Origin of the sequence: Pseudomonas syringae, from assembly GCF_001698815.1 — a bacterium.
GTDB lineage: Bacteria > Pseudomonadota > Gammaproteobacteria > Pseudomonadales > Pseudomonadaceae > Aquipseudomonas > Aquipseudomonas syringae_A.
In genome coordinates this window covers 108,116-119,368 of the sequence record NZ_LGSI01000074.1, presented here as the reverse complement: position 1 = coordinate 119,368, position 11,253 = coordinate 108,116, and the positions used below count along the sequence as shown (strand labels likewise).

General features: G+C 59.7%; 8 protein-coding genes. 5 read left to right on the top strand and 3 right to left on the bottom strand.

What is annotated here, in order from left to right; translation table 11 throughout:
• Positions 1–19: 19 nt before the first annotated feature.
• Both AFK24_RS28795 and AFK24_RS28790 read left to right on the top strand, forming a co-directional pair.
• Entirely contained in the window at positions 20–850 is an 831-nt protein-coding gene (locus tag AFK24_RS28795) for a gamma-carboxygeranoyl-CoA hydratase (RefSeq protein ID WP_080482362.1), read from the top strand.
• On the top strand, positions 847–2,808 hold the full coding sequence (locus AFK24_RS28790) for an acetyl/propionyl/methylcrotonyl-CoA carboxylase subunit alpha (protein WP_065836482.1): 1,962 nt from the start codon (positions 847–849) through the stop codon (positions 2,806–2,808). Before AFK24_RS28795 ends, AFK24_RS28790 begins: the two co-directional genes overlap by 4 nt.
• A 252-nt stretch (positions 2,809–3,060) precedes the next feature.
• On the opposite strand, the gene AFK24_RS28785 is transcribed toward AFK24_RS28790, so the two are convergent.
• Positions 3,061–6,546 (bottom strand): indolepyruvate ferredoxin oxidoreductase family protein, encoded by a 3,486-nt coding sequence (locus AFK24_RS28785; RefSeq protein ID WP_065836481.1) that lies wholly within the window; start codon positions 6,544–6,546, stop codon positions 3,061–3,063.
• A gap of 176 nt (positions 6,547–6,722) precedes the next feature.
• Here AFK24_RS28785 and AFK24_RS28780 point away from each other — a divergent pair, with 176 nt between their 5' ends.
• From AFK24_RS28780 to AFK24_RS28770, 3 genes are all read left to right on the top strand, one after another.
• Positions 6,723–7,190: an Lrp/AsnC family transcriptional regulator gene (locus AFK24_RS28780; RefSeq protein WP_020290002.1), complete on the top strand. Its 468-nt coding sequence runs from the start codon at positions 6,723–6,725 to the stop codon at positions 7,188–7,190.
• A gap of 395 nt (positions 7,191–7,585) precedes the next feature.
• Positions 7,586–8,131 (top strand): sigma factor-like helix-turn-helix DNA-binding protein, encoded by a 546-nt coding sequence (locus AFK24_RS28775; protein ID WP_065836480.1) that lies wholly within the window; start codon positions 7,586–7,588, stop codon positions 8,129–8,131.
• A 99-nt stretch (positions 8,132–8,230) separates the two neighbouring features.
• Positions 8,231–9,334: a M14 family metallopeptidase gene (locus AFK24_RS28770; RefSeq protein ID WP_065836479.1), complete on the top strand. Its 1,104-nt coding sequence runs from the start codon at positions 8,231–8,233 to the stop codon at positions 9,332–9,334.
• Between the two features lie 222 nt (positions 9,335–9,556).
• On the opposite strand, the gene AFK24_RS28765 is transcribed toward AFK24_RS28770, so the two are convergent.
• Complete coding sequence (locus tag AFK24_RS28765) at positions 9,557–10,096, bottom strand: cytochrome b (protein WP_065836478.1); 540 nt, start codon at positions 10,094–10,096, stop codon at positions 9,557–9,559.
• A complete protein-coding gene (locus tag AFK24_RS28760; protein ID WP_065836477.1) occupies positions 10,093–11,190 on the bottom strand; it encodes a catalase family peroxidase in 1,098 nt (365 codons plus the stop codon). Before AFK24_RS28760 ends, AFK24_RS28765 begins: the two co-directional genes overlap by 4 nt.
• Positions 11,191–11,253 lie beyond the last annotated feature (63 nt).

The following is an 11,253-nucleotide window of genomic DNA, read 5'->3' as shown; positions in this document are numbered from 1 at the left end:
GCCGGTGCGCGCCCAAGGAATGACCATGACCGATTTTCATACTGTAGAAGTCCACCGTGACCCGCGCGGCTTCGCCACTTTGTGGCTGAACCGCCCGGAGAAAAACAACGCCTTCAATGCCCAGATGATTCGTGAGCTGATTCTCGCGCTGGATCAGGTGCAAGCCGACGCCAGCCTGCGTTTCCTGCTGATTCGCGGGCGTGGCAAGCATTTCAGCGCCGGTGCCGATCTGGCCTGGATGCAGCAATCGGCGAATCTGGATTACAACACCAATCTGGATGACGCTCGGGAACTCGCCGAACTGATGTACAACCTGGCGAAGCTGAAGATTCCCGCCCTGGCAGTGGTGCAAGGCGCGGCATTCGGCGGCGCTTTGGGCTTGATCAGCTGCTGCGACATGGCCATTGGTGCCGAGGATGCGCAGTTCTGCCTGTCGGAAGTACGCATCGGCCTCGCTCCGGCAGTCATCAGCCCGTTCGTGGTGCAGGCCATCGGCGAACGCGCAACCCGGCGCTATGCCCTGACCGCTGAACGTTTCAGCGGCGCAAGAGCGCAGCAGATCGGCCTGCTTGCCGAGTGCTATCCCGCCAGCGAGCTGGAACATTACGTCGAACAATGGATCGACAATCTGCTGCTCAATAGCCCGCTGGCCATGCGCGCCAGCAAGGACTTGCTACGGGAAGTCGGAAACGGCGAGCTGAGCCCCGGGCTGCGTCGCTATTGCGAGAACGCCATCGCCCGAATCCGCATCAGCGCGGAAGGCCAGGAAGGTCTGCGCGCGTTTCTGGAAAAGCGTACGCCCGGCTGGCAGACCGCCGTGGCCGATAACCACAAGGAGCCACGTTCATGAGCGTCCCGAAACTGACCACGCTGCTCGTTGCCAATCGGGGCGAAATCGCCTGCAGGATCATGCGCACGGCGAAAAAAATGGGCTTGACCACGGTCGCCGTCCACAGTGCAGCGGATCGCAATGCACGGCACAGTCGCGAAGCCGATATCTGTGTCGATCTGGGCGGCAGCAAAGCCACCGACAGTTACCTGCTGATCGACAAGCTGATAGATGCGGCCAAATCCAGTGGCGCCCAGGCCATTCATCCGGGCTACGGCTTTTTATCCGAAAACGCCGAGTTCGCGCGAGCCATCGAAGCCGCAGGACTGATCTTTCTCGGCCCACCCGCCTCGGCTATCGACGCCATGGGCAGCAAGGCTGCGGCCAAGGCCCTGATGGAAGACGCAGGCGTGCCGCTGGTGCCGGGTTATCACGGCCAGGCGCAGGATGTTGAAACCTTTCTCGGCGCGGCCCAGCGTATCGGTTATCCGGTCTTGCTCAAGGCGACAGCGGGCGGCGGCGGCAAAGGCATGAAGGTCGTCGAACGGCCCGAGGAAATGGCTGAAGCCCTGGCCTCCGGGCAACGCGAAGCCCAGGCGTCCTTCGGCGACTCACGTATGCTGGTGGAGAAATACCTGCTCCAGCCGCGTCATGTAGAAATCCAGATATTCGCCGACCAGCAGGGTCACTGCATTTATCTGCATGATCGCGACTGCTCGATTCAACGCCGTCACCAGAAGGTCGTCGAGGAAGCCCCCGCACCGGGGCTCAGCGCGCAATTGCGCCAGACCATGGGCGAAGCGGCTGTACGGGCTGCGCAAACCATTGGTTATGTTGGCGCGGGGACGGTGGAGTTCCTGCTCGATTCGCGGGGCGAATTCTTCTTCATGGAGATGAACACGCGCCTGCAAGTCGAACATCCGGTCACCGAGCTGATTACCGGCGTGGATCTGGTCGAATGGCAGATTCGAATTGCCCAAGGTGAAGCCCTGCCCGTTTCCCAGGAACAAGTGCTGCGTAACGGCCATGCGATTGAGGTTCGCCTCTACGCTGAAGACCCCGATCACGACTTCCTGCCCTCGACCGGGACTCTGGCGTTGTATCGGGAGTGTTCACTAGGCCATGGCAAACGGGTAGACAGCGGCGTCAACGAAGGCGACAGCGTTTCGCCATTCTACGATCCGATGCTCGCCAAGCTGATCGCCTGGGGGGAAACCCGCGAAGAGGCACGCCTGCGGCTGCTGTCCATGCTTGATGAGTTCGTGGTTGGCGGGGTCAAGACCAATCTCCCATTCCTGAGGCGCATCGTTGGCCATCCGGCCTTCGCCACAACGGAGCTGGATACCGATTTCATCCCGCGCTATCAGGCGCAGCTGTTGCCCGCTCCTGCCGAATTGTCCGCCGAGTTCTGGCAGGCCGCTGCCGAGGCGTTCAGCCAGAGCGCGACGGCTCGCGTTAATCGGGACGACGCTTATTCTCCCTGGGCCGCCAACAACGGGCTGCGCCTGGGGCTACCCAGTGAAGTTGACTTGCACCTTAGCTGCAATAGCCAGCATCAAGTCATCAGGCTGCGTGACGACAGCACACCGTCCGCGCAACTGAACGGCGAGCATTTGCAGATCCACAAGGATGGCGTGAGCCGCAAGCATCTGGCTTTACGACGCAGCGACACGTTGTATCTGCAATGGCAGGGCGAAGTGCATGCCATCAAGCGCCTGGACCCGATTGCCGAGGCCGAATCCAGCCATGGCCCGCAAGGTGGCCTGACCGCGCCCATGAACGGCAGCATCGTTCGGGTGCTGGTAGAAGTGGGTGAGCGAGTTGAAGCCGGCACTCAATTGGTGGTGCTGGAGGCCATGAAAATGGAACACAGCATCCGCGCCGCCCATGCTGGCGTGGTTACGGCGCTGTACTGCAATGAAGGCGAGATGGTCAGCGAGGGGACGGTGCTGGTGGAGTTGGGAGACGGTAGCGTTTGAATATTCACCGGAGACTGTGACCCGTAGGACCGGCTTCAGCCGGGAGAGCGCTCTCCCGGCTGAAGCCGGTCCACGGGGTGACCGTATTCCGCTCGTGGGAGCGAATTCATTCGCGAAGATCTGCCAGACCCCGCAGATGTGTTTTCTGCACCGACCCCTTCCCGGCTGAAGCCGGTCCCACGGGCGTTCTGTCAACGCAATCGGTTTTGAGGGGCGCAATCGCCCCTCCCCCCAGAAAAAAGCAGTCCTCAATCAAGCAGCCACTTCATACAACTTCGGCAACTCCACTTCCCCGCTGATCAAGCTCTGGCGCATGCGCGCGGTTTGCAGGGCTGCGGCTTTCATGGCGCTTTCCTTGATGTGACCGTAACCACGGATTTTCTCCGGCAGTCGCGCCAGGCTCAATGCGGTGTGGCGATTGGACGCCGACAGGTGCTGGAGGATCAGCTCGATGTCACTGACGTAGGACTCGATCAGCTCCCGTTCCTGGCGGCGTTCCAGGCTGCGACCGAATGGATCGATGGCCGTGCCACGCAGGAATTTGAACTTCGCCAGTACATCGAAGGCCTTGAGCATCCACGGCCCGAAACTGCGTTTACGCGGTTGCCCGGTCAGCTTGTCACGCTTGGCCAGCCATGACGGCGCAAGGTGGAATTCCAGGCGATAGTCACCTTCAAACTGGGCCTGCAACTGGCGAGTGAAATCGCCGTTGCTGTACAGCCGCGCCACTTCATATTCGTCCTTGTAGGCCAACAGCTTGAAGTAGTTGAACGCCACCGCTTCGGTCAACGCCAGTTGCTGTCCAGGGAATAGCCGCGCCTCGGTTTCCTGAACTTTGCTCACCAGCCGCATGTAGCGCTTGGCGTAGGCGTCGTTCTGGTAGGCCGTCAGAGTTGCGACATTGGCCTGCACCCGTTGATCAAGGCTCAGCAATTGCGGTTCCTCCGGAATCTGACCGGTTGGGTTGGCCGCAGCCTGTACGGCAGGCAGATCATGAGCCGCGCGACGGCCCCAGAGAAATGCCTGCTGATTGAGTTTGACCGACACGCCGTTGAGTTCGATGGCTTTCTCGATAGCGGCCGAACTCAGCGGGATCAAACCTAACTGGAAGGCATACCCGAGCATGAACAGGTTACTGGCAATGGTGTCGCCAAGGAGTTTGGTCGCCAGATCCGTCGCTTCAACAAAATGGGTATGTTGCACGCCCACTGCGTCGCGAATGGTCTGTTTCATCGCTTCGGCCGGAAATTCGGCGTCCGGATTGCGGGTGAACTCGGCAGTCGGGGTTTGCTGGCTGTTGATCACGGCATGGGAAAAGGTCGAGTTAAGCTTGGCAATCGCGTCCGGACCGGACGCCACCAACAAATCACAGCCCAGCAACAGATGCGCCTCGCCTGCGGCAATACGCACCGCAAACAGATCTTCCTGACGCGCCGCGATGCGGATATGGCTGACCACCGGACCGAACTTCTGCGCCAGACCGGCCTGGTCAAGCACGCTGCAGCCCTTGCCTTCCAGGTTGGCGGCGAAGCCCAGCATGGCGCCAACCGTGGTCACGCCAGTGCCGCCGACACCCGACAACAGAATGTTGTGCGGCTTGGCCAGGCTTGGCAGTTGCGGGTCCGGCAGTTGGGCGAAGGCTTGCACCTGAGTCGGCAGGCTCGGCTTGCGCAATGCGCCACCATGGACGGTGACAAAGCTGGGGCAAAAACCTTCGACGCAGCTGAAATCCTTGTTACAGGCGTTCTGATCGATTTCCCGCTTGCGGCCCTGCGCAGTTTCCTTGGGCAGCACGGACAAACAACCGGATTTGACCCCGCAATCGCCGCAGCCTTCGCACACGGCTGGATTGATCAACGCACGTTTTTCCAGATCCTTCATGGTGCCGCGTTTGCGCCGACGACGCTTCTCGGTGGCACAGGTCTGGTCATAGATGATCACCGAAACGCCTTTGAACTCACGCAGCTCGCGCTGCACGCTGTCCAGATCGCGTCGGTGATGAAAGGTGGTGATCGGCGCGAAACCGGCGCGGCTCGGGTATTTGTCCGGCTCATCGGAAACCAGCGCGATGCGCAGCACGCCTTCGTTGAAGACCTGACGGCTGAGCTGATCGACGCGCAAAATGCCATCGATGGGCTGCCCGCCAGTCATTGCCACGGCGTCGTTGTAGAGAATTTTGTAAGTGATGTTGACTCCGGCCGCGACCGCCGCACGCACGGCCAGATGCCCGGAGTGAAAGTAAGTACCGTCGCCCAGGTTCTGGAACACGTGCGGTGTTTCAGTGAACGGCGCCTGGCCGATCCAGGTCACGCCCTCGCCGCCCATCTGGGTGAAGGTTTCGGTGGCCCGATCCATCCAGATGGTCATGTAATGGCAACCAATGCCCGCCAGGGCGCGGCTGCCTTCAGGCACGCGAGTTGACGTGTTGTGCGGGCAGCCGGAGCAGAAATGGGGGGTGCGCTGAGTATTGAACAGCGGCGCTTGCAGCGCTTGTTCCTTCTCCGCGAGAAATTGCAGGCGCGCCTCGATTTGCGGGCTGCTGTAGAAAGGCGCCAGACGTTTGGCAATGACCCGGGCGATCATCGCCGGAGTCAGCTCACTGAGGTTCGGCAGCAGCGAACGCCCTTGTTCGTCGAACTCGCCAACCACCACCGGACGGCGGTCCACTGGCCAGTTATAGAGCTGGCCGGTGAGTTGATCCTCGATAACGCTGCGTTTTTCTTCAACGACGAGAATTTCTTCCAGTCCTTCCGCGAAATCATGCACCGACACCGGTTCCAGCGGCCAGCTCATGCCGACCTTGAGCACCCGAATGCCGACTTGCGCGCACAAATCCTGATCAATGCCCAGTTCTTCCAGCGCTTGCCGCACATCCAGATAAGACTTGCCGGTAGTGACGATGCCTAGCCGAGGCTGAGGCGAATCGATAACCACTTGATTGAGCTTGTTGGCGCGAGCAAAGGCCCGGGCGGCGTAGATTTTGTAGGTATTGAGGCGTGCTTCCTGAGCCAGCGGCGGATCAGGCCAGCGAATGTGCAAGCCGCCTTCGGGAATGTCGAAGTCTTCGGGAATTTGCGTGACGATGCGCAGCGGATCGACTTCGACGACGGCCGAAGAGTCGACGTTTTCGGCGATGGTTTTCATCGCCACCCAGCATCCGCTGTAGCGCGACAGCTCCCAGCCGATGATGCCGTAGTCGAGAATTTCCTGAACATTGCTCGGATTGAGCACCGGAATCATCGCGGCGATGAACGCATGTTCGCTCTGGTGGGCGATGGTCGACGATTTGCAGCCATGGTCGTCACCCGCCAGCACCAATACACCACCGTTATTGGCGACGCCTGCGGAGTTGGCGTGCTTGAACACGTCGCCGCAGCGATCAACGCCTGGACCTTTACCGTACCAGAGGGCGAACACACCATCGTATTTGCCTTCGGGGAACAGATTGACCTGCTGACTGCCCCAAACGGCCGTCGCCGCCAACTCTTCGTTGACGCCGGGCTGGAAATGGATGGCGTTCTGTTTCAGGTAATCCTTGGCATCCCAAAGGCTTTTGTCGAGGTTGCCCAGTGGCGAGCCGCGATAGCCGGAAATGAAACCGGCGGTATTCAGGCCCCGCGCTTCGTCGCGCTGTTTTTGCAGCATCGGCAGGCGGGTCAACGCCTGGGTGCCGGTCAAATACAGATTGCCGGTCGCGAGCCGGTACTTATCGTCCAGACGAATATCAGCCAAAGACATTCAGGTGCTCCTTTTATTTTTATGAGCATTTCAGGCTGTAGTGCCGAGCAGGTTCGACTCGGCGGTCACAAGCAAAATACTGCCTGTAGCAACCGGGCTTTTTCTTTCTAATTTGGCGAAAATCTGCTGATATTCGACATGTTCCTTTCGATAAAAATAAAAAACAGGGTCAATTCATGCAGATTAAATTAAGCCCCATCGACCGCAAGATCCTGCGCCTGCTGCAACACAATGCTGACCTCTCGGCTGCGGAGATCGCCGAACGGGTCGAGCTTTCCCAATCGCCCTGCTGGCGGCGGATCAACCGGCTGCAGGAAGAAGGCGTTATCGAGCGCAAAGTCGCCCTGCTCAACCCGAAAAAGCTCGGCCTGACCATGACGGTTTTCGTCAGCGTGAAGTTATCGGGGCATGGTCGGCGCTACCTGACCGAATTCGAAGAAGCGATCACCGGCTACCCGGAGGTGCTGGAATGCTATGCGATGGCGGGGAATATGGATTTCTTGCTGAAGGTCGTGGCCCAGGACATTTCCAGCTATGAACGCTTCTTGCGCGATCACCTGCTGCAACAGCCCCACGTACAGGAAGCGCACTCCAACATCGCCATGAGCGAGGTGAAGCGCACCACTGAATTGCCACTGGATTGAGGCTCTGCGGCCTCGTCACCGATTGTTTTTCTGCATGGACGCAAGAAAAACATTTGACTTGCAAATGATAATGATTATTATTGCATCAGCTGATCGCGAGATCAGCTGGATAACTCAGGAGTCTTAGGTCGGCTCCTGGATTATCTCCTCATCAGGCTAATCACGGTTTTTGACCCGGATTTTTTCCGGGTCTTTTTTTTTGGTTTTTGCGTTGCTTCAGGCTAATGAAGACGTGTCATTCTGCGATGGCGCGGATCATAGCAAAAAGAATATTGAACGGGACTGTGAAGTTGGCTTTCTCAGACTTTAGCAGCCAGATAAAGAGTAAATGATGAGACATCTCCGTTGAGATACGTTCTCATCATTGAGTAATCTCCCCAGCGAGGCGATCGATCATGAGTACCCAGCTCTCGTCTTTTACCGCCCTTCCGGCTCACCAGCCGGACGCACCGCTCAGCCACCAGGCGCAAGAGCTGCGCATCGGCCTGCAAAAATTGTCGCGCCGCACGCAACAGATCTTTCTCATGAGTCGGCTGGACAACCTGCCCTACGCGAACATTGCCAGCTTTCTGGATACGGACGTGGACGCCGTCGAGCGCGCCATGGTGCGCGCCCTGCAACAGAGCCGCCCGCATGTGGCGGCATCCATCGCGCCGGTTGCCGACAGCGTCAACGAAGCGGCCAGCCGCTGGTATGTGCATTTGCAAAGCCCGCAAGCGACCGCCAGTCAGCGCATTGAATTTCGTCACTGGCTCGATGCGGATCTGGATCACCTGTGCGCCTTCGAGGCGACCGAGCGACTGTGGCGTCAGTTACTGGCTCCGGCTACTGCCATGGGTGCCGGCGGCTGGCATCGTCGCAAGCGCCGCGCCTACCTGGGATGGTGGTTGCTCTCGGCATTCGTGGGCGGGCTGCTGGTCACCGCCGAGGCTTTCTCCTGAGTCACCCATGGCCGATTGACTGAAGTTAACGTCGCCGTGGCCCGCAGTGTTCCGTGTAAAGTAGCTGTCACATTTGGCACTGACGTACAGGAACCCACCGTGACCACTCTCAGCATCAGCGCGGACTTCGACAGCGGCAATATCGAAGTAATAGACGCGAGCAGCCCTGCACACATTCAGCTGGCAATGCGCCCAGACATCAAAAGCCCGCATTTCCAGTGGTTCCACTTCAAGGCTGAAGGCCTGCACGTCGGCGAGCCGCACCATTTCAGCCTCAACAATGCCAGCCAATCGAGTTATAACCGAGCGTGGACCGGCTACAACGCCGTTGCGTCCTACGACCACCAGGACTGGTTCCGCGTGCCCTCGACGTTCGACGGCAAGGCGCTGAATTTCACCCTCACGCCGACCCACTCCGAGGTGTATTTCGCCTACTTCGAACCTTACAGCCGTGAGCGCCATGACTGGCTGGTCAAGCACGCGCTGGAAAACGCCGGTACTGAACTGCTGGCCACCGGCAAAAGCGTCGAAGGCCGGGACATTCCACTGTTGCGCAAAGGCGACGGCGCAGCGGGCAAGCGCAAGATCTGGATCATCGCCCAACAGCATCCTGGCGAACACATGGCCGAATGGTTCATGGAAGGCTTGATCGAGCGCCTTGTGGAGCAGCATGATCCGCAACTGACGCAACTGCTGGATGCCGCCGATTTGTATCTGGTGCCGCACATGAATCCCGACGGCAAGGATCTCAATCGCTGCTGGCAGAATTCCACCGAAGACACCAGCCCCGAAGTGTTCTTCGTCAAGCAGCAGATGGAAAAGTATGGCGTGGACATGTTCCTTGACGTACATGGCGATGAAGAAATCCCTTACGTTTTCACCGCTGCCTGTGAAGGCAATCCCGGCTACACCCCCAAGCAGGCCGAGCTGGAAGAACACTTCCGCCGCCGCTTGAGCGAAATCACCCGGGATTTCCAGACGCGTTATGGCTATCCACGCTCGCAACCGGGCCAGGCAAACATGAACCTGGCCTGCAACAGCGTCGGCGAGCGCTTCAAGTGCCTGTCACTGACTCTGGAAATGCCTTTCAAGGACAACGACGACGCCCCCGACCTGATAACCGGCTGGTCCGGCAAACGCTCGAAACAGCTGGCCAAGGATGTATTGACCACACTCGCGGAAATGGTCTCCGTGTTGCGCTAGACCACAATCGTTGGAGCGAGCGGGCGGCGTTCCGACTTGCCCGCGAATCAGGCGCCTCGGTGGCCCTGATCCACCGCGTAATCGTTCTTCGCGGGCAAGCCACGCTCCAACNGTTGGAGCGAGCGGGCGGCGTTCCGACTTGCCCGCGAATCAGGCGCCTCGGTGGCCCTGATCCACCGCGTAATCGTTCTTCGCGGGCAAGCCACGCTCCAACGGTGCAACTTAGCCCCTGCCCCGCAACATACTGCCCAACACCTCGTCCCGGCGGATCCAGCCGTGAAACAGCGCGGCGGCGACATGCAACACAATGGTCAGAAACAGCAGATACGCCAGGTACGTATGCGCCTGGCGCAGAAACGCAAAGGTATGCGGGTTGGCCGCCACGATTGACGGCAGTCGCAACGAGCGGCCCAACATCACCGGATCTCCGGCGGCAGAAATCATCGACCAGCCAATCAATGGCATCGCCAGCATCAGTGCATACAGCAGATAATGCGACAGCTTGGCCGACAACGCCTGCCACGTCGGCAAGTCGGCGGGCAGCGGCGGCGTTTGCGTAGAGAAACGCACGATCAGGCGCAGGATGACCAACACCAGAATCGCGATCCCCAGCGGTTTGTGAAGGTTGAGCAGCCACTCGTGGCGTTGCGAAACCGAAGCCACCATGCCAGCGCCGATAAACAGCATGGCGATGATCATCAGCGCCATCAACCAATGCAGCAGTCGCGCCAACGGGGCGAAATGTCGGGTGGGTGCGCTCATGATTTTTTCTCCGCAACGGGCGCCGCTTTGGGCAATTGATCAACTTCGCCAGTACGCCGCTGATAAGAAGATGCATACGCCGCCGAGCGGGCCGCCAGCAACGGGTCGCCAGAACCCGCGATACCGGCAGGCAGGATCAACGGATCAAAATTGATGTCACGACAATCGCCATCCGCTTGCGGTTGCGTGCTGTCGATGACCAGCGTCCCGGCATTGGTGGCGCGACGTTCGGCAGGCCATTGCTTGCTGGCGTCGTCAATCGGGTCGCTCGGTTCAGCCAAGGTAATCATCAGGTTCCAGCGCAGCGGCCCACGGGCGAGTCGGTCGGCTAGGTCCGGCTCCAGATAGTCCTTGGCGTCCGGCGCAGGACCGGCCGCTGCATCCTGACTGACCGGCACCATATTCCAGCGCACAGCCTGGCGCTTGCCATCGGCGCTGACCAGATAGAACGCATTGACGCTGTTGTACGTTTCGGTGGCGTAACTGGCGGACGGCTTGGCCGTCTTGACCCAAGCAAGGAACGGCGCGGCTTCCGGGTGTTTGGCAAAAAACGCGGCAGGCTTGGCGGGATCAGGTTTGCCGGTTGCCGGGTCAGGCGCCTGCGCTTGCATCAGCTCATAAAAAGCTTGCGGCGTGCCGACCGGGAAAACCGGCATGGCATTCATGCCGGTACGCCATTGCTGGCCGTTGGCCTGGGTGAAGCGCAGCGCCATACTGCGCAACGGCGCGGCGCTGTCCGGCGAGTAGGGATTGCCCGTCGGCAGGGCAAATCGACCTTCGACCGGAGTGCGCGTCGCGGAAAACACCTGTGCGCTGGAATACTGCGCGGCACTGCCATTGCTTTCAAAGTAACCTGCGACACACACGCCCTTGGGGTGGTTGCGCCTGAATCCGGGATGCACGCCGTTGTTGTGCTCCAGCCCATCGACCAGACGTGCCGGGGTCAGACGCTGCGGATCCAGATAGCCGCCGACATAAGCCAGCGCGGTGGCGGCCGCCAAAACGATAACGCCAATGCCAGCCAGGCGCAGCAGGGTGCTGCCAAGGCTCAAGGGCGTTTTTTGCTGTTCAGGCGGCGGGAAGCGCTCGACCATGGGGGATCTCCTGGGCCGATGGCCTGTAGGTAAGTGGACGGTAAGACGCACCCTGTCAGGGTT

Excerpts from the sequence above, each read along its gene's own strand:
- AFK24_RS28795 (WP_080482362.1), top strand. The coding sequence starts at position 20 with ATGACCATGACCGATTTTCATACTGTAGAAGTCCACCGTGACCCGCGC.
- AFK24_RS28790 (WP_065836482.1), top strand. The coding sequence starts at position 847 with ATGAGCGTCCCGAAACTGACCACGCTGCTCGTTGCCAATCGGGGCGAA.
- AFK24_RS28785 (WP_065836481.1), bottom strand. The coding sequence starts at position 6,546 with ATGTCTTTGGCTGATATTCGTCTGGACGATAAGTACCGGCTCGCGACC.
- AFK24_RS28780 (WP_020290002.1), top strand. The coding sequence starts at position 6,723 with ATGCAGATTAAATTAAGCCCCATCGACCGCAAGATCCTGCGCCTGCTG.
- AFK24_RS28775 (WP_065836480.1), top strand. The coding sequence starts at position 7,586 with ATGAGTACCCAGCTCTCGTCTTTTACCGCCCTTCCGGCTCACCAGCCG.
- AFK24_RS28765 (WP_065836478.1), bottom strand. The coding sequence starts at position 10,096 with ATGAGCGCACCCACCCGACATTTCGCCCCGTTGGCGCGACTGCTGCAT.
- AFK24_RS28760 (WP_065836477.1), bottom strand. The coding sequence starts at position 11,190 with ATGGTCGAGCGCTTCCCGCCGCCTGAACAGCAAAAAACGCCCTTGAGC.